This is a genomic window from Chryseobacterium populi (genome assembly GCF_000282115.1).
Taxonomy (GTDB): domain Bacteria; phylum Bacteroidota; class Bacteroidia; order Flavobacteriales; family Weeksellaceae; genus Chryseobacterium; species Chryseobacterium populi.
In genome coordinates, this window is sequence record NZ_AKJY01000034.1 from 76,114 (window position 1) to 97,232 (window position 21,119).

A 21,119-nucleotide genomic window follows, 5' to 3' on the forward strand; every position below is an offset into this window, starting at 1 on the left:
TTTTTGACAAAGTTAATAATTTAATGTGAGAAGCCATAAAATAAAAAACTGCCTAAAAATAAGGCAGTTATAGTAATTTTATTAAGATTAATCTTAATGGTTGTCATATTTTTTATCCATTACAAAACTTTCCATGAATTTTGTTGTATAGTTTCCTGAAAGATAATCTTCATTATCCATCAATTGTCTGTGGAAAGGAATGGTTGTTTTTACCCCTTCAATATAGAATTCTTCAAGTGCACGTCTCATTTTTGCAATAGCTTCTTCACGGGTCTGAGCAGTCGTGATCAGTTTTGCAATCATTGAATCGTAATTAGACGGAATGCTATATCCTGAGTAAACATGAGTATCAACTCTGATTCCGTGTCCGCCAGGGATATTTAATCCTGTGATTTTTCCCGGTGACGGTCTGAAGTCAGCATATGGATCCTCTGCATTGATTCTACATTCGATTGAATGTAATTTAGGATAATAATTGATTCCTGAAATAGGAGTTCCGGCAGCTAAAAGAATCTGTTCTCTGATAAGATCATAATCGATTACCTGTTCTGTGATAGGATGCTCTACCTGAATTCTCGTATTCATTTCCATGAAATAGAAATTTCTGTGCTTATCAACAAGGAATTCAATAGTTCCCACACCTTCGTATCCGATGAATTCAGCAGCTTTTACAGCGGCTTGCCCCATTTTCTCACGAAGTTCGTCAGTCATGAACGGAGATGGTGTTTCTTCCGTTAATTTCTGATTTCTTCTTTGTACGGAACAATCTCTTTCAGAAAGATGGCAAGCTTTACCATATTGGTCACCTGCTACCTGAATTTCGATATGTCTCGGCTCTTCAATCAGTTTTTCCATATACATACCTCCGTTTCCAAAAGCAGCTACAGCCTCCTGAATAGCAGACTCCCAGTGATCTTTAAGGTCTTCGGCTTTCCATACGGCTCTCATTCCTTTTCCCCCCCCACCTGCCGTTGCCTTGATCATCACGGGATATCCTGTTTCTTCAGCAATTTTTGCAGCATGCTCATAAGATTCAATTAAACCGTCAGAACCTGGTACACAAGGTACACCTGCAGCTTTCATGGTAGCTTTAGCATTAGCTTTGTCTCCCATTTTCTCAATCTGTTCCGGAGAGGCACCAATAAATTTGATTCCGTTTTTTTGGCAGATTCTTGAGAAATTAGCATTTTCAGATAAAAATCCGTAACCCGGATGGATTGCATCAGCATTGGTAATTTCTGCAGCAGCAATAATGTTAGGAATTTTAAGGTATGAGTCTTTACTCATAGCAGGACCGATACAAACCGCTTCATCGGCAAATCTTACGTGAAGGCTGTCTTTATCAGCAGTTGAGTAAACCGCAACGGTTTTGATCCCCATTTCTTTACAAGTACGTAAAATACGCATTGCAATTTCGCCACGATTGGCAATTAATATTTTTTTGAACATCTTCTTAAATTTGAAAATTAGATAATTTGAGAATTAGATAATGTTATTTGAATGCAGATAAAATCTGACATCTAACGTCTAACATCTAACTTCTAAATTAAGATGGATCTACTAAGAATAATGGTTGGTCGTATTCTACGGGAGTAGCGTCGTCTACTAGAATTTTAACGATTTTTCCGCTTACTTCAGATTCAATTTGGTTGAATAACTTCATTGCTTCAATTACGCAAACAATTTTTCCGTTAGAAACTTCGTCTCCTACATTTACGAAAACATCTTTATCAGGAGAGGGCTTTCTGTAGAAAGTTCCGATCATTGGAGATTTGATTGTAATATATTTACTGTCATCAGAAGCAGCTTCAGCCGGAGCAGCCGGAGTGGCCGCTGAAACTGGAGCCTGTACGGGAGCAGCTACTTGTTGTGGTGCAGTATGATAAACAGCAGGTTGTGCATAAGCTACTTCGCTTCCAGCTAATGGAGTTTTAATAGTGATTTCGAAATCTTTAGTTTTGTATTTCACTTCTGAAACTTCAGCCTTAGATACAAACTTGATAAGATTTTGTATGTCTTTAATGTCCATAAATTTGATATTTGATTTTGAGCCAAAGATACCAAAAAAACATAAAAAACAACAAAAAACCGCTCAATTTTATCAAAATCGGGCGGTTTTTGTATTAAAATGAGGCTTTTTTGAAAAAGTCTCTCTTAGTTTTCTTCAGTAGTTGCTACTTCTTTTTCCAGTACTACTTTACCTCTGTAGTAAAGTTTTCCTTCATGCCAGTGAGCTCTGTGGTAAAGGTGTAGTTCACCTGTAGTTGCATCTTTAGCTAATTGAGGAACTACAGCTTTGTAGTGAGTTCTTCTCTTATCTCTTCTTGTGGACGACTGTCTTCTCTTTGGATGTGCCATTTTGTAATAACTTTTTTAATTTGATGAGCGATGAGATTCTTTTCATCATCTCATCATATTTAAATTATTTTTAATTTTTATCTTTTAATTTTCTAAGTGCTTCCCATCTCGGGTCGCTTTCTTCTTCCTTCTCTTCCGATTCTTCAATATCTTTCGGACTGAATTTCTCAAGAATTTCCAGATCTTCATCACTTACGTTAGGTGATACCTTTTTCATTGGTATGGAAAGGGCTACATTTTCGTAAATCAATTGTGCTATATTGAAAGCATGGTCACTGGTAGGAATGGTGATGACATCTTCTTCACTGTCATCATATTCTTCACCAAACTTTACCAAAACCTTAATCTGGTTTTCAATGGGATGATCGAAATCTTCGTTTGTAATATCACAAACCAGTTCTACGGTCCCGCTGACTTTGATCTCAAATTCTAAAAAAGTAGTGTGTTTATCAAGTAAAACATCTACTGTTATCTTAGGATTTGTAAATTCTTGCTCAGTGTCAAATAATTGAAAGAACGTTTTATCTATCTCAAATTTGAACTTGTGCTTTCCGTATTTAAGTCCGGAAAAGCTTACATCGTAGTTTCTTAACTTGTCCATAAAATGAGTGTGCAAAAATATGCATTTTTTTTATAATTACAAATAAAATCTCCAACAAATTAATTTAAAATTTGTTTTAATGATTTATGCTTCAGTTTCATCCGGTAGATCTTCATCAATTCCATTGTCTACAACCATTTTTCTCGGCTGCATACGGTTATTCATCAGATCATTGTATTCACTTCTGTTCTTGAAAATTTTAATGGCAGTGAAGATGGCTTCTGTAAAGCTTTGCTCATCTGCAATATTTTTACCGGCAATATCATAGGCAACTCCGTGATCGGGAGAGGTTCTGATGAAAGGAAGTCCTGCAGTATAGTTGACACCTTCTTCATAAGCCAGTGTTTTAAACGGAGCCAGCCCCTGATCATGGTACATCGCCAATACTGCATCGAAACTTTTATATTTATTAGGCTGGAAAAAGCTGTCTGCCGGAAAAGGGCCGAAGGCTAAAATCCCATTATCTGAAAGTTCTCTGATAGCCGGTTCAATGATTTCTATTTCTTCATTTCCGATGACACCGCCGTCTCCTGAGTGGGGATTTAACCCCAAAACTGCAATTTTAGGCTTTGAAATACAGAAATCTTCAATTAAAGTCTGGTTTAAAGCTTTGATCTGTTTTTTTATTTTTTCTTTAGAGATGTTTTCGGCAACCTTTGCAATAGGAATATGATGAGTGGATACTGCTACTTTCAGATCTTCAGTTACCAGGAACATTAATCCTTTCTTGTTAAATTTTTCTTCAAAATATCCTGTGTGGCCTGCATGTTTGAATCCCATCTTCACCATTTCATCCTTATTAATGGGAGCTGTTACGAGAACGTCAATTTCTCCTTTCATTAAAGCTTCTGTTGCAGCTTCCAGAGAGTCAATAGCCATTCTTGTAGATTCTTCGGTAGGTTTTCCCAGTTCTACATTTACATTATCCTTTACCAGGTTTACCATATTCAGCTTGCCGTTCTGGGCCTGTGATGCCTCGTTGATGTAGTTGAAATTCAGATTGTGCTTAAAAATGTTTTTCTGATAAGTGAAAAGTTTACCCGAACCAAAAATCACCGGAGTGAAAAAATCAGTAATAGTTTTGTCTTTCAGAGACTTTATGATAATTTCCGGGCCAATGCCGTTGAAATCACCAATTGAAATTCCTACTCGTACTTTATGGTTTTTTGGGCTCATTTTGATTATCTTTGAAGATTATAATTTTACAAATTTAGCAAAAAATAATATGTTCACAGGAATTATTGAAGCAGTTGGGGTTATTGAGAAAATAGAGGAAAAGGGAAGTAATATTGATTTTACATTAACGTGCCCTTTTACCCATGAACTGAAAATTGATCAGAGCCTTGCTCACAACGGTTGTTGCTTAACGGTTGTTGAGGTTAAAAATGATCAGTATGTGGTAACGGCAATCAATGAAACTTTAGAAAAAACAAACCTTGGAAAATGGGAAGTTGGAACTGTTGTTAATCTTGAACGTTGTATGAAGATGGGTGGAAGGCTTGATGGGCATATCGTTCAGGGGCATGTGGATAAAACCGGAGAGGTTGCCGGAATTGAGAATAAAGACGGGAGCTATCTGATTACAGTAAAGTATGAAGATAACGGAAGCTTTTTAACTGTTCCTCAGGGATCTGTTACTGTTAACGGAATAAGTTTAACGGTTGCAAAAAGTGAAGATACCCAGTTTTCTGTAGCAATTATCCCATATACCTGGGAATTTACCAATATGCAGCATCTGAAAATAGGTGATAAAGTAAATCTGGAATTTGATATAATTGGTAAGTATATTGCTGGGTTAATTAAAAAACAGAATGTCAATTAGTAAATATAAAGGGTATAGTTTAAGAAACCGTGTTTTTTTCGGATTTCTGCTGGTATGTCTTTTAAGTGTTGCTGCCTCATCGCTTGTCCCATACTTTGTGCTGAGAAATAATTCTCTTGAGCAGAGCAGGATTGATATGCAGGACAAAACCAATGCAGTAATGGGCTATCTGGATTATGCAGTAAGCCAGGCTCAGATTGAAACCAAAGACATTCCTGCCGTTTTATCGAATAAAATTCTAGAAATTGCAGATATCAACCAGCATGATATTGTTATTTATGATTTAAAGGGGAAATATTTACTTTCCAATAAAGACGAAAGTTTAGTTAATCAAAAAACTATTCCTGTCAATATCGTTAATAAAATTCTTGCCACCAATGCGAGAGTGGATATCAAAGGCTATGATCAGGAAAAAGATGCAGTTTTCACTTCCTCTTATCTGCTGCTGAAAAATAATGTCCTGGAGCCGATAGGAATTGTGTATATTCCTTTATATCATAATGAGTCTGCCTATCTTGATGTTCTTAATCAGTATGTGAAATATATCCTTCTGGTTGATATTTTTCTTATTCTGTTCAGCATCTGGATAAGCTGGGTTACTTCCAATAATCTTGCGAAAACCATTACCAAATTTTCGGATATGATTACCCGTATTACATTGTTTGAAAATGAAATGCGCCCTATCAGGTATTATAAAAATGACGAGTTGAATGCCCTGGCAAGAGCCTATAACAGGATGATTCTCCAGATCCAGGATCAGAAGGAAAGGCTGCGTTTTAAAGCCTCGGAAGAAGCCTGGAGAGAAATGGCAAAACAGGTTGCCCATGAAGTGAAAAACCCACTGACTCCTATGAAGCTCACCATTCAGAATTTTGAAAGAAAATTCGATCCCGGAGATCCGAATATCAGGGAAAGGGTAAAGCTGATGAGCAAAACAATGGTAGACCAGATCGACCTGATTGCTACTGTAGCTTCTGCTTTTTCAGAATTTGCCAAGCTTCCTGAAAAAAATAATGAAGTGATCAATTTAAATACTGAGGTTGGAGATATTCTCCGTGTATTTAATGATGACAGTATCTTTATTCATACCAATAAAAATAATATTATGATTAACATGGACAGGATTTACCTTTCCAGAATCATTACGAATCTTGTCACCAATGCCCAGCAGGCACAAAGTGATGACCGCAAATTAATCATTAACGTAGATGTGGAACAGCATCAGAGGAGGGTCATGATCTCTATTCAGGATAACGGAGTCGGTATTCCGGAAAATATGTATGAAAGGATATTTGAACCGAATTTCACTTCGAAAAACAGTGGAATGGGACTCGGATTATCAATGGTGAGAAAAATGATAGAGGATTACAAAGGAGAAATTTCAGTGAAATCTGAGGTAGGAAAAGGCTCGACATTCATTATTACATTACCTACCAATTTATAGTGAAACCTTTCAGATTCAAACAATTCGATATTCAGCAGTCTGATGACGTCTTTCGTGTGGGAACAGACGGGGTGCTTCTTGGTGCGCTGGCTTCTGTAACTGATGCTTCCAAAGTATTGGAGGTGGGAACCGGAACCGGTCTGATTTCCCTGATGCTGGCTCAAAGAAATACCGATGCTGATTTTTTTGGGATTGATATTAATGGAAATGCTGCATATCTTACAAAGCTCAATTTTGAGAATTCTGCTTTTTCTTCAAGGCTGAAAAATGTCTGTCAGGATTTTAAAACTTTTGAAACAGAAGAACGGTTTGATCTTATCGTTTCCAATCCTCCTTATTTTGAAGAATCGGATTCCGGGAAAGATAAAATTGCCAGGCAAACTGTCGAGCTGAATTTCAAACAGCTGATTTCAAAATCAGCAATATTGCTTTCGGGAAAAGGAATTTTCTCTGTCATTATTCCTTTTGAAGCAGGAAATTATCTTATTGATATTGCAAAGGAAAACCAACTGTTTTTGCACCGGAGAATTAATATCAAAGGAATTGAAAGCTCAAAAACAAAAAGACTCATCCTGGAATTTTCATTAGCTGAAAAAAAACCTGAAGAATCTGATTTTATCATAGAAAAAAGTCCGAGACAATACTCGGACCAATATCTTGAACTCACAAAAGAGTTTCATATTTTTAAAGAGAGAGGTTAGAAGCTAGATGTTAAAAATTAGAAAAGTGTATATTCAAAATTTTCTACTTCATTCCCCAATATTTTAATTTTATTCGAATAATTCGGAAGTATCCAGTACGGAAACTTTTCCGTCTTCACATCTGATCGCTTCACCCGGGAAATTTTGAATCATGTGATAGTCATGGGTTGCCATTACTACAGCAGCTCCGTTTTCCAAAGCAACCTGTTTCAGTAAAGTCATAATTTCGTTGGATGTTTCAGGATCAAGGTTTCCTGTCGGCTCATCGGCAAGGATAAGATCAGGATGATTTAATAAAGCTCTTGCAATAGCGACACGTTGTTGCTCACCTCCGGAAAGCTCGTGAGGCATTTTATGCTTTTTACTTTTCATATTAACGCTTCCGAGAACCTCGTTGATACGGTCTTCCATTTTTATTTTATCACTCCATCCCGTAGCTTCAAGAACGAATTTTAGATTTTTCTCTACGGTCCTGTCAGAAAGCAGCTGGAAATCCTGGAAAACAATTCCTAATTTTCTTCTGAGGTTCGGAATGTCTGAAGGCCTTAGTTTGGCAAGGTCAAAGCCTACCACGGCTCCGTGTCCTGATGCCAAAGGAATATGCCCGTATAAGGTCTTTAAAAGTGAACTTTTTCCGGAACCTGTTTTCCCGATAAGATAGCAGAATCTACCTTTTTTAATGTTCAGATTAACGTCAGAAAGGACTGTAAAATTTTTCTGTGCAATCTTTGCATGTTGTAAATTTATAATATTATCTCCGGAGATATTTGTATGTGGCATAATTCAATTTTAAGAGGCTATTTCTAAAATAATTTTCAGATTTTAAAAATAGAAAAAAGAAATCTAAAGAACCTAAATTTTAGTAAATTTTAACAACAAAAAATGCCTGAAAAACTTCTTTTCAAGCATGATTTGTATATGATAATTCAGGAGATTATCTCTTAGCGCGTGATGCACTTACAGTTAAACTCTTTCTGCCTTTAGCTCTTCTTGCAGCCAAAACTCTTCTACCGTTTGGCGTAGACATTCTTTCTCTGAAACCGTGTTTGTTTCTTCTTTTTCTTTCTGATGGTTGGAATGTTCTTTTACTCATTACTATATATTTAAATCGTAATTATCTATTTATTTTTCAGGTTGCAAAGATATAGAATTTTTTAAAAGTTACAAACTTATCTTATATTTTTTTTAAAATATTTGATGAGATGGTTACGGGTTGAGGGCCGAAGGTTGAGAATAATCATTATAAGGGCTGATGATTTTTAAATCTTTCAATTTTTAATCAGTATTTTCTGTGTTTAAAAATAATGAGTCTAGGTTTATATAAAAGCTCTATCTTTGGAGACCTAAATTTTAAAGAAGACATAATGATGTTTACACCTGCGGAACTTTTAGAAATTAATGCACTGCTTACTCCTGAAAATAAGATAGTTATTCTTACTCACTATAATCCGGACGGAGATGCTATCGGTTCCAGTTTAGGGCTTAAACATTATCTTCAGGCTAAAGGAATCAATGCTGAAGTAGTGGTTCCGAATGATTTTCCAAAATTTCTGAAATGGATGCCTGAAGCCAGAAAGAATATCATTGGTGAATATAAAAGAAAGATAGCATTTGATTTAATTAATGAAGCAGATGTGATTTTCTGCCTGGATTTTAATTCCCCGGCGAGAATCGGAATCCTGGGCGACTGGCTGGTAAGAGCTAAGGCTAAAAAAATTCTTATTGATCATCATCAGCAACCGGAAGAATTTGATTATGTCTATTCTGATACGATTATTCCGGCGACATCACAGATGATTTATCATTTTATAGAAGCACTGCATGATGAAGCACTGGTAAATAAAGATATTGCAGAATGTCTTTACACCGGAATTATGACTGATACCGGTGGTTTCCGTTTCCGTTCCACGAGCGCGACAACGCACCGGATTATTGCTAACCTGATTGAAAAAGGAGCAGATCCGTCTGTCATCACGTCCAATACCTGGGATACCAATACGGTTTCGCGTCTTCATTTGCTGGCATTGATCCTTGGAAGGATTGAAGTGGTAAACGACGGAAAAGTGGCTGTTTTATACCTTACCCGAAAAGAGCTTCAGGAATATGGTTTCCAGAAAGGAGATACGGAAGGTTTTGTAAACTACGGCTTAAGTATTGTGGGAGTAAGAATGTCAGCGTTTTTCATGGAAGATCTTTATGAAGATTTTATTAAAATTTCTTTCAGAAGTAAGGATGATGTAGATGTAAACCAGCTTTCGAGAAAACATTTTAACGGTGGCGGGCACATCAATGCAGCAGGGGGGAAGTCTTATGAATCTTTACCGGACACGATCGAAACTTTCAAAGCCAGAGTAGCAGAAGAAAATTTGTAAGGAAACGGAATTGTTAATTTATAAAAAAGCAACAAGGCATATGGGCGCATATATTTATTGGCCCTAACAGTCAATTATAAGCTCTCTTAGTGTAGCCCTTATCTTCCAGTTCTTTGCAGGTATATTCGTATACTTCCTGGAACATTTCATCCATAAATTTCTTGTTGAAGAGGCTGAATTTTGTCATTTTAGGTGGATCCAGAAAAATATCACAGGATTTTACTTTGGAGTAAACGGATTTTGCAATGGCTAAATGCAGGATTCTGTCAAACTCTTTCATCAAGCTCATTTTCTGAAGTCCGTCGTAGCTTAATGAATTGACATGGGAAGCAATCAGGAAATTGCATTTATCAATAATGGGTTCGATAGGAAGGTTGTCCAGGACTCCGCCATCTACATATATTTTTTCTCCGATCCTCACAGGAGGCAGGATAAAAGGTACACTCGAGGATGCTAAAAGTGGCTGAAAAAGAGGGCCTTCTGAAAAGAAATCTACAATGCCATGAGTCATTTCCGTGGCTGCAACAATAACCGGAATTTTCAAAATATCAAAATTATCTTTCGGAAAATGATCGGTAAGGAGTTTTAGAATAAAGTTTGAACTAAAAATGCCGTTTTTGGAAAGCTTTAAATATGACCTTGAAAAAAATGTTGTATGTTTTACAATCTCCATCATTTCATCAGGTGTTTTCCCGAAAGAATAGAATGCTGCAATGATAGAACCTGCACTTGTTCCGGAGATGATTTCTGGTTTCAGGTCATATTCTTCCAAAGCTTTTAAAACAGCGATGTGGGCAATTCCACGCATTCCCCCGCCCGAGAGTGTCAGGCCGATAACTGGTTTCTTTTTTTTGAAAGAGAATAAACCCATGTAGAAAATTAAGCGTTACTAAGATACAAGAATTTTTGACACCTGTTTTTTAGGGTTCATCACATTCGGCATCAATTTTTGTGAAAAGCGAATTGAAGTTTTTATTCATTTCTGTATTGTGTTCCGGTCTTTGAATATTGTCGTTTACACAATTTCCCCATCCGAATACAATAAGATCCATAATGGCATAATCTCTCTTGTCAGGAGAATTAAAACGGTTTTCAAATTCGTTCATAACGTTTTGAGGATTTCCGTTTTTCCTGCTCATTTCTTCACGGAGCTTTCTCCACTCTGCAGTCATTTCATTGTCGTTGGAATTCAAAGCTTTTATAAAACGCTCACAATTTTCAGAATATTTGTCTTTTAATAAAACTGACGGGTCGGAATATGCTGCAATCTGGTTTTTTTCAGTTTCATATTCCTGCATCAGGGACTGAAGGGTTTGTTTCTTTACATTCTGCCAGTAAGGTATATTAACGACCTGTAAGTTTTCAATTGCTTTTTTCTTTTCTTTGAACTCCTTTTCTAATTTTTTTAAAATCTGGTCTTTGTCTCGTCTTACTTCCTGAAGGTCTGCAAGCTTGAAAACATGCGGAGAGCTTAGTATTGCACCTCCGAACTTGTAGTAAAGCTGATATGTTGCTTCCAGTTCGTCTCGGGTATATTTGCTTTCGTCAAAATAACCTTTATTGGTACATAGTTCGGTTTCAAAGACAAAAAATCCCTGATCCTGCCGTTCTTTTATCAGAGAATCTTTCTGGGCTTCTTTTACATAAGATATTGAGTCGGTGAGACTGCTGGCAACATGGGTTTCTTTTTTACAGCTGAAGAATACGGAGAGTATGAGTGGAGTAATAACAACTTTCATTGGGGTCAATTTCATAAAACTAATTTTTTAGGCATGTTGTGGAGTAATTCTGTATTGATAATTTCTGCACAGATACCGGGTTTCTCCCAGTGTCCGTTATGCCCGCAGTCAATAACATATGATTTGATATTGGTTCTGTCCGGGAGGCTTTTAATGGTATTTTCTGTTTTTACTGCATTGTCATGTTTTCCTGCCAGAACAAGGATTTTTGATTCAAGATTTTCAAGGATGTGCTTTTTATCGGTTCTTTCTACCATTCCTTTTACGCAGGCTAAAGCACCGAGATTATTAGTTGATAAGGCTATTGCCAAGGCAGTTTCAATTTTTCCTTCCAGGATATCCCTTTCATTAGGGTTGAATAAATTGGGGATTCCTGCTCTTACATAATTTGGAAAGGCTTCTTTGATTATTCTGTAACTTTTAATACGCTGCTGCTTTTTTTCTTCGTCATCCGGAAAATAGGTTGAGAAAAATAAGGTAAGGCTTTTCAGGTTTTCCGGATATTTCTCAGCAAAAGCAAGTGAAGTATAGCCACCCATAGAATGGCCTAATAAGTGAACTTTATTTAACTTTTCATGGTCCAGAACTTTTTTTACTTCTTCCGCCATCAGTTCCATGGTGTGGGTTTCAGCTAATATCTCCGACTGCCCATGCCCGGGAAGGTCTATTTTTAAAAGTGAAAAATTCTCAGAAAGATGCGGTTCCATATCATCCCAGATGGAGAGATTTTCCATGAAACCGTGCAGTAAAATCAAAGTCTCTTTTCCGTTTCCTTTTTTCTCAAAGTTCAGCATAGCTTAAAATTAAAAATGAATATCAATATACTCAACAAATCCCGAACCATTTATCATATCCTGGAGTCTCCATGTTTTCCCACCGTCTTTAGACATGAAGGTTTTTGTGCCTTGTCTTACATAAATTTTCCCGTTTTCGCTCTCAGAAATGCTTTCTGAAACACTTCCTGTGAAATTCATGTGCTTTTCAGAAATTATTTTCATATTGCCCTGGATGTGCACATAATCTTTTCCGGATTTTATATCTCCTGAAACTTCGTACCGGTCTTTTTCGCCTTCAATTTTTTTGAAATTTACAGAACCGGAATTTTTAATCAGGTTATGAGTGAATTTATGGTTACCGTTGAAATCTTTGAAGTGATTTTTAGCTCTGATGCTGTCATTGATTTTTGTTCTGGCAGCATTAATAGAATCGATAACTTTTGTGCTGTCCGTTTGATTTTGAGTAGATTGACTTTCTTTTTTTGAACATGAGGCTATAAGAGCAGCGAAGCTTGCAGCGATAAGAAGATTTTTCATTGATACATTAAATTATACTTTCAAAATTAAATAAAAAAAAGAGCATTTTTAAAATGCCCTTTCTCTTTATTTTGTTAATTCTTCATAAACTTTCTTTTCCCGGGGTTTGATGTCTGTAATGCCGTATCGTTCTTTTTTTGAAATTGCGATATTATCCAGCATATCAACAAAGTTTTTGTAGTTGGCATCATCAGTCGGTTTTACAATTACCGTGAAGATATCCTTTTTAGGTGCATTGTTATAGGCTTCTGCAATTACTTTGGAAATATTGACTCCATTGAAATCGGTTTCTTTTAAGTTGTTTTTTGTTAAATCTTTCTCATTGCTTTGATGATAGAACACTCTGTTATCTTTTCCTATAATGAAAGTAACCTGATTTTTATCTTTTATCACATTATCATTTATTGGAGGACTTGGTCTTGGATCTTTTGCCGGTAGCCGTAAATCCATTACATTGGGTTTTGTAAAATTGGTAGTGAACATAAAAAAGGTAATTAATAAGAATCCTAAATCTACCATAGGTGTCATATCAACCCGGATTAATTTTTTTTTCTGTTTTCCGCCTTGTTTTTCTTGAGCAATTATTTCAGCCATAATTTTAATTTTTAAATGTTAAACAATTGGTGATAAAGATTGAGGTACCTTTCTCTATTTGAAAAAATCTATACAAAGTCTGTACCTAAATTTTGATAATGTTGTAAATTTTCAAAATTTGTTTAATGTTTGATATAAAAAAACCTTATGAAGTTAAAAATTCATAAGGTTTTATAATGTTTTAAGATTGTGTAATTATTTTCTGATTATTAGTTTATCTGATAAAATAGTTTTTCCCTGGCACTCAACCTGGATCATATATACTCCGTTTATAAATTGATTAGTATTTATGGAAACTTTTTTTCCATTATATTTTTGAGTGAATAATTTTCTTCCGGACATATCTGTGATATGCACTATAATTTCACCGGGAAGGTTATCGAGATAAAAAGATTCCTTGGCCGGATTTGGATATAATGAAATAATGTTGTTAATATTATTTTCTTGAGTGCTTAGTTGTTCAGTTTTAAGTTTTACAATCCAGCCATCCAGGCTTCCGTGATTTCCGGTTACATTTCCGTCTGTGGAAAAAGTTCCTCCGATAACGACATAAGAATCATCTGAAGTTTGCACAATATCCCGTGCCGTATCGAGACTGCTTCCGCCCAATGTTTGTTGCCACTGAATATTTCCTGAAGCATCTGTTTTGATTACCCAAAAATCATGGAATCCGTGATTACCGGTAACATCACCATTTGCAGATTGTGCAATTCCAGCAATGATATAACCTCCGTCTAAAGTCTGTTTAATGGCTTCACCATAATCAGAAGATGTCCCACCGAAGGTTTTTTCCCATTCTATATTGCCAAGAGAATTTAATTTTACGGTCCATACTTCTCCCTGTCCATGACTTCCTGTAACGTCCCCGTCTGAAGATTGGGTGTATCCTGTCATAATATATCCGCCGTCATTGGTGAGCTGAACATCATATGGGTTTTCACGGGAACTGCCGCCCATCATTTTTTGCCAGATCATATTTCCTGAGGGGCCAAGTTTTAATATCCAAAAATCAGAAGTGTTGCCGGGAAGAGAACTATAAGTCCCAATGGCTATATAGTTGCCATCCGGTGTCTGTCTGATTTGAGAGCCGTCATCATCATAAATATTCCCAAACGTTTTTTGCCACTGGATGTTCCCTGTGTCGTCGAGTTTGAGTATCCACATATCCCTGAACCCATCATTTAAAGAAATGGCAAATCCAATTGCTATATACCCTCCGTCATCGGTCTGATAGATGTTGTTTCCTCCTTCCTCATAGGCGCCACCATAGGTTTTCTGCCATTGTAAGGTGCCAGAGGGACTCAATTTAACGATCCATAAATCATCCATGCCATGATTTATTGTGATATCTCCATCAGTAGAATTGGTATATCCGATAACAATATAGCCACCATCATTAGTCTGCCGGATACCGGATGCTCTGTCGAGAGCACTTCCGCCTAAAGTTTTTTGCCATTGGATATTGCCTGAGACATCTGTTTTTATCACCCACATATCCTGTAGTCCATGATTGGCTGTAACATCTCCGTTTGCAGAACCGGTATATCCGGCTATAATAAAGCCTCCATCACTGGTAGGCTCAATATCAAAGATTTCGTCCTGGTCAGTACCTCCTAAGGTTTTTTGCCACATAATATTAGGTGATTGACCATGTATTATTGAAAAACATAATGTAAAAATCAGAAAGAAAAGTAAATTTTTCATTAGTATTTCTAATTTATTTAAATATAAACAAAGCCTGATTAAGCCGGAATCCATGTATCCATACCTAACCTATTATTAATATAGTTTCTTTAATGACAGTATAAAAAACCTTATAAAGTTTTTTATTCATAAGGTTTTATATTAAGATGGTTATTGTTTATTTTTTGATGATTAATTTGTCCGATAAAATAGTTTTTCCCTGGTGCTGAACCTGGATCACATATACTCCGTTTATAAATTGATTAGTACTTATGGAAACTTTTTTTTCATTATATTTTTGATTGAATAATTTTCTTCCGGACATGTCAGTAATATGCACTGTGACTTCACCGGGAAGGTTATCGAGATAAAAAGATTCTTTTGCCGGATTTGGATACAGATGAGGTTTTTCAGATATGAGATTTTCTTCAGTGCTCAATCGTTTCCCGCCTAATTTTATAATCCAGTAATTATAATTTCCCGGAGTTCCGGTGATGGCGTCTGAGTAGCCGCTAATAATGTAGCCACCATCAGAAGTTTGTTGTACTGCCATTGCAGTATCATCTGTAAGACCTCCGAATTTTTTATGCCAGTCAACATCACCGTTGGGTTTTAATTTTAGCATCCAGTAATCATTGCTGCCCGGATTCCCTTCTGCGGGTGTTCCGGAGTATCCTACAACTGCATATCCGCCGTCACTTGTAGTATTAATATTAAAGGCACGGTCATATAAATCATCGCCGTAAGATTTTTGCCATTGCAGATTTCCCAAAGCATCCATTTTTACAACCCAATAATCATCGTTGCCGTTACTCGCTGTAATATCTCCGTCAATAGAAGATGATGTCCCTAAGACAATATATCCACCATCAGAGGTTTGTTTCACTGAGCAGGCATTGTCTGTATTGCTGCCACCAAAAGATTTTTGCCATTGTGTATTTCCTGTGGGATCGAGCTTAACAACCCAATAATCACCAAAGCCATGGCCTATAATAATGGTATTGGAAGTCCAGGAAGTACCGGCAACAATATAACCTCCATCCGTAGTCTGTTCAATAGAAGCAGCTTCATCAGGACCTTCGCCTCCAAGGGATTTTTGCCATTGCAGATTTCCTGTTGGGCTAAGTTTTACAACCCAATAGTCACTGTTTCCCAGATTTCCTGTAATGTCACCATCAACAGATGATGATCTTCCGGAAACAATGTATCCGCCATCGGAGGTCTGCCGTATAGATTTTGCGATATCAATGCCTGTTCCTCCTAAAGTTTTTTGCCAGGTTAAATTTCCTGATGCATCCAGTTTTACTACCCAGTAATCGCTGCTTCCATGATTTCCGGTGACATCTCCGTTATTGGATTCTGTAGAACCAGCTACAATATATCCGCCATCCGCCGTTTGACGAACAGAATATGCTCTTTCTACAGATGATCCTCCGAGACATTTTTGCCATTGAATCATTCCGCTGGAATTTAATTTTACCACCCATTGATCAAGAGAACCGTGGTTTCCTGTGACATCGCCGTTGTGAGAGCTGGAAGATCCTGCAACTATATATCCTCCGTCTGAGGTTTGCTGGATGTCAGGATACTGTTCTGAGAAAGTTCCTCCTAATGATTTCTGCCATTCAATATCCGGAGCCTGAGCCTTTATAAAAGAACAGCTTAATGCTATAAACAGAAAGTAATAGATATTTTTCATTTAGATAAGTTGAGATATGCATAAAATTATTAAAAACCAGTCAATTGTAGAGAACTCAATAAGTAAGTGTAGTCATTTTTCTAATAAGTGTAAAAAAAATGCCTTGTCAATTGATTTTGACAAGGCATTCTCTATTTTCTTAATTAAATTATTTATACTGTTTGTAATAGTTGACACCACATTCCAGGAATTTTTTGAAATCTTCTTTCGGCATATAACCGGAAACCGGTGTGTTGATTACTTTTCCGTCCGGAGTTACCAGGACATAATGCGGCTGGGAATTATTATTGAAATTTACCTGCTGGAATAAGCTCCATCGGTCTCCAATGGTTTTTACTTTCTTGATCTGTCCTTCTCCCAGATCTATTCTAGTTTTCTGATCTTCAGGAAGCTCTTCCTTATCATCTACATACAGAGAGGCAAGAACCACATCGTTCTGAAGTATCGGTAAAATGTCCGGTTCGCTCCATACGAATTCTTCCATTTTTCTACAGTTCTCACAGCCGTAACCCGTAAAATCGACCAGTATGGGTTTGTTTTCTTTTTTAGCCAGTTCAATAGCTTTAAAGAAATCATGTTCAGGATGCATGCCGAGAATTCCGTCTTTTTCATTGTGAAAATAGCTTACATTCAACGGAGGTAAGATTCCACTTAATAATTGAAGTTTCGGACGTTCTGAAGGAATTAACCCCTGAATTAAATAGATAACAAATCCAACGCCCAAAGCACCCAATATTTTTCGTGTAATAGAAATTTTCGGTTTTTTATCATCATGCGGGAATCTTATTAATCCAAATAAATATAATGCCAATCCAACGGCAATAATGATCCATATTATGATGAAAAGCTCTCTTTTTAATAAGAACGTTTTGGATACTAAGTCTGCTTTTGATAAGAATTTTAATGCCAATGCCAGTTCTACGAACCCTAAAACCACTTTCACAGTATTCATCCAGCCTCCTGATTTTGGAAGACTTTGTAAAGCCTGCGGAAATAATGCTAAAAGTCCGAAAACAATTGCCCAGGCAAAACCAAATCCGGCTAAAGCAAAAGTCAGTAGCATCGGAACATTTGTAGATCCTGTTACTGCGCTTCCTAATAAGCTTCCTAAAATAGGACCTGTACAAGAGAACGAAACAATAACAAGCGTCAATGCCATGAAGAAAATACCGATAATTCCCCCTGCTTCCTCAGCTTTGGAAGATTTGTTGGCAATTGAACTTGGCAAAGTGATATCATAATATCCGAAGAAACTTCCTGCGAAGAAAATAAAGATGATAAAAAATGCAATATTCAGCCAGACACTTGTAGAAATTTCATTAAAAATATTCCCTGCAATCCCATCAATTAAATGGAAAGGTACACTTAATAAAACGAAAATTAAAAGGATGAAAAATCCGTAAATAATGGCATCTCTTTTTCCTTTTGCTTTGTTTTTATTTCCCTTTGTAAAGAATGAAACCGTCAGAGGGATCATCGGGAAAACACAAGGAGTAAGTAAGGCAATAAGCCCTCCGATAAATCCTAAAAACAGGTAAGTCCAGTAGTTTTCACTAACTTCTGTAGAAGCGGTGCCACAATCTGTTAAAGGCTTCTTGAAATCTAAAGCCTCTATTTTTAAATTCTTAGGATCTAAGTGGGAAGATTCAGTAACCGTTACTTCATCTTTTTTAGGATTTACAGCCACTGTTTCTGTAGTTTTTACAGAGTCTTTTACTGTTTTCGCAATGGTTTCATCAGGTGCTGCTTCATCCGTTGTTCCTTTAGGCATAACCTTTTGATTGAATTCTAGGGTATTTGGTGCCAGACAAACCCTGTCGTCACAAGTCTGATAAGTGATTTCAGACGTCACATCAGCAGGTTTTGCCGGATCTTTAAGCTTAAATTTCTGTTTGAAGCCGGCATTATTGGAATAAAATACAATCGTTCCTCCAAAAGCTTCTGAAAATTCTTCATGTTTTTTTCCTACTTCTGTAAACTTTCCGATCAGTTCGATATTTTTCCCCGAAACCTTATATTCAGTCGGAATCCCCGTGTCTTCCGGTAAATCTTTGGAATAAATATGCCAGCCGCTTTCCATTGTTGCATTTAAAACAGCTTCATACTGGTTATTTCCTAAATCATTGATCGTGAATTTGAATTTTACAGGATTTTTAATCTGTGCATTAATTCCTGTACCTAAAAATAACAGAATTAATAAAAACCAGCTTCTAAATTTCATTGTATTTTTCATTAAAAATTTTGAGAATATTTTTTGTTTTCTCATCCCTTGCACACCTTCTGTCTTGTCTGAAAGGAATAATACCGAGAACAGAATTATTACCGTCAGCCAATATCCAGATTTTTTGCTTCGCTAAAATAGATATTTTTTCGTCCCTAAAAAACTTAGAAACTTTCTTTTTTCCTGAAAAGCCTGAGGGATAAAATAAATCTCCTTCCTGTTGCTTTCTTAATCGCAGTGGAAACTGGAGTTTATCGGCATCAAAGTCCCAGTCAAAACCCTTATTGATTTCGTCAATATCTTCAATGGCATCTCCAAGATTGATTAAATTCTGAGTTTTAGAAAAATCATAATTCTCTATCAGTACAAGCTCTTTGTTTACTGCCTTTTTTTCATTTCTATGAAGGAAGATCAATTCATTTCTGTGAACGGATAATTGATAATCTTTCGAAAAAAAAGAGCTCCCGTTTTCTGCTTTAAAGATTTTAGAAATCTCTTCTTCCTGATAGAAACCGTATTTTTTTAAAATTTCAAACTTTACAAAATCACTTTCTGTCTCTAGCTTTTCTTTTGATATTATTGTATGACCATTGTTAAATACCGAAATCCTGCTTTCTATTTCTTTAATCTGTTTCTGAACAAAATCTTTTGTTTGATTCAGATAAGAAGAGCTTTTTTTAAAATTTTCCAGAAAATGGTCATTGGTTTCCAAAAGTTTCGGAACAATCTCATTTCTGATTTTATTTCTCAGGTAATCATTTTTTTTATTGGATAAATCTTCGCGGAACTCAATATTATTCTCTTTTGCAAAGGTGTAAATTTCTTCTTTTGAAAATGGCAGAAGAGGGCGTAAAATATGATTGTCATTAGCCGGAATTCCACTTAAACCATTAATTCCCGATGCTTTTGAAAGGTTAATGATGAATGTTTCCAGCTGGTCATTCAGATGATGGGCTGTAACCAGGAATTCCAGCTTTTCTTTTTCCCTGATCTGTTTGAAAAAATTATACCTTAATTCTCTTGCCCAAAGTTGAATTGAGTTTTCCGGTTTTTGATCTCTACCGGAAACTACATATAAATGGAATGGAATATGCTTTTTCTCACAAAAGTCCTGAACTATTTTTTGATCCGAATCAGAATCTTCCCCACGAAGTTTATAGTTGATGTGGGCAATGTGAAAATGAAGTTTTGAATCATTAAAAAGCGAGGCTAAAACCATAGAATCAACACCACCGCTTACTGCTAAAAGATAAGTGTGGTTCTCAGGTGTCCCGACAAGATTTTTTAACTGTTTTTTTAAACTTATTTTTTCCAATAGGTATGTTGAGAATTTCTTTTATGCAAAGATAATCCATATAATTCAATTGAATTTCCCTAACTTTGATTCGTCTAAAAAAGATTATTTATGAAGATTTTAAAAATTTTAGCAGTTTCTGCAATGGTGTTGGGAATGACATCTTGTATCAGCAAAAAGCAATATGATGCTTTAAGTACAAACTACAAGCAATGTATTGAGAATATTGGAGAAAGACAAAGAGAGATTCAGGATTTAAAAGGACAAAACTCTGCGTTGACCAGTGAAAACAATTTATTGAAAAGTCAGCATGATGCATTAAAATCATCTTTAGATGCATGCTTGTCTAACACCGGAAAAAGTTCTGCAAACATTGATAAATTAGTAGGTGAGATCAACGCTTCCAATTCTTATATCAAGCAGCTGATCTCTAATAACGCTAAAAATGACAGTCTGAATTTAGCATTGTCAAACAAGCTGAAGAGATCTTTGGATAATGTAACAGACGATGATGTACAGGTAAAAGTATTGAAAGGAGTGGTGATGATTTCACTTTCAGATAAAATGTTATACAAAACAGGAGATTACAATGTATTGCCTGCTGCTCAGGAAGTATTAGGAAAAGTAGCAAAAGTGATTAATGATTACGATAAATATTCAGTATTAATTGAAGGTAATACAGATAACGCACCATTAAATTCTACTAATCTGCCAAGAGACAACTGGGATCTTTCTGCATTAAGAGGAACAGCAATTGCCAAAATCTTACAGACCCAGTTTGGGGTAGATCCTTCAAGAATTACAGCAGGAGGACGTTCTGAATATAATCCTAAAGCGACTAACATGAGCGTTTCCGGAAGAGCGGAAAACAGAAGAACGGAAATTATCATTATGCCTAAGCTTGATGAATTCATGAAACTGATGGATATTGCCCCGAAAAAATAAGAAGATCTAAATTTAATAATACAAATAAATCCCGAAGAAATTCGGGATTTATTGTTTGGGTCAAATTACTTCTTCTTTTTTCAATAATGAAATAATTCGTTTAAAAAATGAATTGGATATTGTGTTTTTAGTTTTTTTTAAAGACTCCGCTTTGCTCATCAACTCAGCAGGAGGCCTCTTCTCATGGGTTTGGTTTTCTCTGACATTCATATCCGTTTTTTCTTAGTGTTATTATCTGTCTTTGCAAAGGTAGCAGTATCATATATATGGGATATCCGTATTTCTACGGTAATTTATATGGGCTTTTTCCTGATTTAAAAATGATTTTTTCGC

General features: G+C 36.1%; 21 protein-coding genes. 5 read left to right on the top strand and 16 right to left on the bottom strand.

Going from position 1 to position 21,119, the window contains the following annotated elements; translation table 11 throughout:
• Positions 1–93: 93 nt before the first annotated feature.
• From accC to pdxA, 5 genes are all read right to left on the bottom strand, one after another.
• Positions 94–1,449, bottom strand: coding sequence for an acetyl-CoA carboxylase biotin carboxylase subunit (accC, locus tag PMI13_RS10125; RefSeq protein WP_007843322.1), 1,356 nt, complete (start codon positions 1,447–1,449; stop codon positions 94–96).
• 97 nt (positions 1,450–1,546) lie between these two features.
• Positions 1,547–2,029, bottom strand: a complete 483-nt coding sequence (accB, locus tag PMI13_RS10130) for an acetyl-CoA carboxylase biotin carboxyl carrier protein (RefSeq protein ID WP_007843324.1) — start codon at positions 2,027–2,029, stop codon at positions 1,547–1,549.
• Positions 2,030–2,154: 125 nt separating this feature from the next.
• Positions 2,155–2,358, bottom strand: a complete 204-nt coding sequence (gene rpmF / locus PMI13_RS10135; RefSeq protein ID WP_007843326.1) for a 50S ribosomal protein L32 — start codon at positions 2,356–2,358, stop codon at positions 2,155–2,157.
• A gap of 70 nt (positions 2,359–2,428) precedes the next feature.
• A complete protein-coding gene (locus PMI13_RS10140; protein ID WP_007843327.1) occupies positions 2,429–2,959 on the bottom strand; it encodes a YceD family protein in 531 nt (176 codons plus the stop codon).
• An 84-nt stretch (positions 2,960–3,043) separates the two neighbouring features.
• Positions 3,044–4,135: a 4-hydroxythreonine-4-phosphate dehydrogenase PdxA gene (gene pdxA / locus PMI13_RS10145; RefSeq protein WP_007843328.1), complete on the bottom strand. Its 1,092-nt coding sequence runs from the start codon at positions 4,133–4,135 to the stop codon at positions 3,044–3,046.
• A 49-nt stretch (positions 4,136–4,184) separates the two neighbouring features.
• On the opposite strand from pdxA, the gene PMI13_RS10150 reads away from it, so the two are divergent.
• Genes PMI13_RS10150 through PMI13_RS10160 form a run of 3 tightly spaced genes read left to right on the top strand, consistent with a single transcriptional unit; the run spans position 4,185 to position 6,926 of the window.
• Positions 4,185–4,781, top strand: coding sequence for a riboflavin synthase (locus PMI13_RS10150; protein ID WP_007843329.1), 597 nt, complete (start codon positions 4,185–4,187; stop codon positions 4,779–4,781).
• Positions 4,771–6,225, top strand: coding sequence for a sensor histidine kinase (locus PMI13_RS10155; protein ID WP_007843330.1), 1,455 nt, complete (start codon positions 4,771–4,773; stop codon positions 6,223–6,225). Before PMI13_RS10150 ends, PMI13_RS10155 begins: the two co-directional genes overlap by 11 nt.
• The gene (locus PMI13_RS10160; RefSeq protein WP_007843332.1) at positions 6,225–6,926 is read left to right on the top strand and encodes a tRNA1(Val) (adenine(37)-N6)-methyltransferase; all 702 of its coding nucleotides are present in this window, start codon (positions 6,225–6,227) and stop codon (positions 6,924–6,926) included. The genes PMI13_RS10155 and PMI13_RS10160 overlap by 1 nt, the downstream gene beginning before the upstream one ends.
• Before the next feature lie 69 nt (positions 6,927–6,995).
• Here PMI13_RS10160 and PMI13_RS10165 read toward each other — a convergent pair whose 3' ends face one another.
• A complete protein-coding gene (locus PMI13_RS10165) occupies positions 6,996–7,706 on the bottom strand; it encodes a cell division ATP-binding protein FtsE (RefSeq protein ID WP_007843333.1) in 711 nt (236 codons plus the stop codon).
• A 154-nt stretch (positions 7,707–7,860) separates the two neighbouring features.
• A complete protein-coding gene (rpmH, locus tag PMI13_RS20905; RefSeq protein ID WP_007843334.1) occupies positions 7,861–8,019 on the bottom strand; it encodes a 50S ribosomal protein L34 in 159 nt (52 codons plus the stop codon).
• A 274-nt stretch (positions 8,020–8,293) separates the two neighbouring features.
• Here rpmH and PMI13_RS10170 point away from each other — a divergent pair, with 274 nt between their 5' ends.
• Positions 8,294–9,298: a DHH family phosphoesterase gene (locus PMI13_RS10170; protein ID WP_034669420.1), complete on the top strand. Its 1,005-nt coding sequence runs from the start codon at positions 8,294–8,296 to the stop codon at positions 9,296–9,298.
• A gap of 70 nt (positions 9,299–9,368) precedes the next feature.
• On the opposite strand, the gene PMI13_RS10175 is transcribed toward PMI13_RS10170, so the two are convergent.
• The 9 genes from PMI13_RS10175 to tilS form a co-directional block, all read right to left on the bottom strand.
• Positions 9,369–10,169, bottom strand: coding sequence for a patatin-like phospholipase family protein (locus tag PMI13_RS10175; protein WP_007843336.1), 801 nt, complete (start codon positions 10,167–10,169; stop codon positions 9,369–9,371).
• A 49-nt stretch (positions 10,170–10,218) separates the two neighbouring features.
• Complete coding sequence (locus PMI13_RS10180) at positions 10,219–11,052, bottom strand: hypothetical protein (RefSeq protein ID WP_007843337.1); 834 nt, start codon at positions 11,050–11,052, stop codon at positions 10,219–10,221.
• Positions 11,049–11,831, bottom strand: coding sequence for an alpha/beta fold hydrolase (locus PMI13_RS10185; protein ID WP_007843338.1), 783 nt, complete (start codon positions 11,829–11,831; stop codon positions 11,049–11,051). The genes PMI13_RS10180 and PMI13_RS10185 overlap by 4 nt, the downstream gene beginning before the upstream one ends.
• A gap of 9 nt (positions 11,832–11,840) precedes the next feature.
• A complete protein-coding gene (locus PMI13_RS10190; protein WP_007843339.1) occupies positions 11,841–12,350 on the bottom strand; it encodes a hypothetical protein in 510 nt (169 codons plus the stop codon).
• A gap of 66 nt (positions 12,351–12,416) precedes the next feature.
• A complete protein-coding gene (locus PMI13_RS10195; protein WP_007843340.1) occupies positions 12,417–12,944 on the bottom strand; it encodes an ExbD/TolR family protein in 528 nt (175 codons plus the stop codon).
• Between the two features lie 195 nt (positions 12,945–13,139).
• Complete coding sequence (locus tag PMI13_RS10200) at positions 13,140–14,648, bottom strand: T9SS type A sorting domain-containing protein (protein WP_007843341.1); 1,509 nt, start codon at positions 14,646–14,648, stop codon at positions 13,140–13,142.
• A 157-nt stretch (positions 14,649–14,805) separates the two neighbouring features.
• Entirely contained in the window at positions 14,806–16,326 is a 1,521-nt protein-coding gene (locus tag PMI13_RS20910) for a T9SS type A sorting domain-containing protein (protein ID WP_007843342.1), read from the bottom strand.
• 148 nt (positions 16,327–16,474) lie between these two features.
• Positions 16,475–18,547, bottom strand: a complete 2,073-nt coding sequence (locus PMI13_RS10210; protein ID WP_007843343.1) for a protein-disulfide reductase DsbD family protein — start codon at positions 18,545–18,547, stop codon at positions 16,475–16,477.
• Positions 18,537–19,862, bottom strand: coding sequence for a tRNA lysidine(34) synthetase TilS (gene tilS, locus PMI13_RS10215; protein ID WP_007843344.1), 1,326 nt, complete (start codon positions 19,860–19,862; stop codon positions 18,537–18,539). The genes PMI13_RS10210 and tilS overlap by 11 nt, the downstream gene beginning before the upstream one ends.
• Before the next feature lie 90 nt (positions 19,863–19,952).
• Here tilS and PMI13_RS10220 point away from each other — a divergent pair, with 90 nt between their 5' ends.
• Positions 19,953–20,786: an OmpA family protein gene (locus tag PMI13_RS10220; RefSeq protein ID WP_007843345.1), complete on the top strand. Its 834-nt coding sequence runs from the start codon at positions 19,953–19,955 to the stop codon at positions 20,784–20,786.
• The last annotated feature ends 333 nt before the right edge of the window (positions 20,787–21,119 follow it).

Coding starts and splice junctions, on each gene's coding strand:
- PMI13_RS10140 (WP_007843327.1), bottom strand. CDS start 2,959: ATGGACAAGTTAAGAAACTACGATGTAAGCTTTTCCGGACTTAAATAC.
- accB (WP_007843324.1), bottom strand. CDS start 2,029: ATGGACATTAAAGACATACAAAATCTTATCAAGTTTGTATCTAAGGCT.
- PMI13_RS10220 (WP_007843345.1), top strand. CDS start 19,953: ATGAAGATTTTAAAAATTTTAGCAGTTTCTGCAATGGTGTTGGGAATG.
- PMI13_RS10170 (WP_034669420.1), top strand. CDS start 8,294: ATGTTTACACCTGCGGAACTTTTAGAAATTAATGCACTGCTTACTCCT.
- accC (WP_007843322.1), bottom strand. CDS start 1,449: ATGTTCAAAAAAATATTAATTGCCAATCGTGGCGAAATTGCAATGCGT.
- PMI13_RS10165 (WP_007843333.1), bottom strand. CDS start 7,706: ATGCCACATACAAATATCTCCGGAGATAATATTATAAATTTACAACAT.
- rpmH (WP_007843334.1), bottom strand. CDS start 8,019: ATGAGTAAAAGAACATTCCAACCATCAGAAAGAAAAAGAAGAAACAAA.
- PMI13_RS10180 (WP_007843337.1), bottom strand. CDS start 11,052: ATGAAATTGACCCCAATGAAAGTTGTTATTACTCCACTCATACTCTCC.
- PMI13_RS10200 (WP_007843341.1), bottom strand. CDS start 14,648: ATGAAAAATTTACTTTTCTTTCTGATTTTTACATTATGTTTTTCAATA.
- rpmF (WP_007843326.1), bottom strand. CDS start 2,358: ATGGCACATCCAAAGAGAAGACAGTCGTCCACAAGAAGAGATAAGAGA.
- PMI13_RS10155 (WP_007843330.1), top strand. CDS start 4,771: ATGTCAATTAGTAAATATAAAGGGTATAGTTTAAGAAACCGTGTTTTT.
- PMI13_RS10210 (WP_007843343.1), bottom strand. CDS start 18,547: ATGAAATTTAGAAGCTGGTTTTTATTAATTCTGTTATTTTTAGGTACA.
- PMI13_RS10195 (WP_007843340.1), bottom strand. CDS start 12,944: ATGGCTGAAATAATTGCTCAAGAAAAACAAGGCGGAAAACAGAAAAAA.
- PMI13_RS10190 (WP_007843339.1), bottom strand. CDS start 12,350: ATGAAAAATCTTCTTATCGCTGCAAGCTTCGCTGCTCTTATAGCCTCA.
- PMI13_RS10175 (WP_007843336.1), bottom strand. CDS start 10,169: ATGGGTTTATTCTCTTTCAAAAAAAAGAAACCAGTTATCGGCCTGACA.
- PMI13_RS20910 (WP_007843342.1), bottom strand. CDS start 16,326: ATGAAAAATATCTATTACTTTCTGTTTATAGCATTAAGCTGTTCTTTT.
- PMI13_RS10185 (WP_007843338.1), bottom strand. CDS start 11,831: ATGCTGAACTTTGAGAAAAAAGGAAACGGAAAAGAGACTTTGATTTTA.
- pdxA (WP_007843328.1), bottom strand. CDS start 4,135: ATGAGCCCAAAAAACCATAAAGTACGAGTAGGAATTTCAATTGGTGAT.
- PMI13_RS10150 (WP_007843329.1), top strand. CDS start 4,185: ATGTTCACAGGAATTATTGAAGCAGTTGGGGTTATTGAGAAAATAGAG.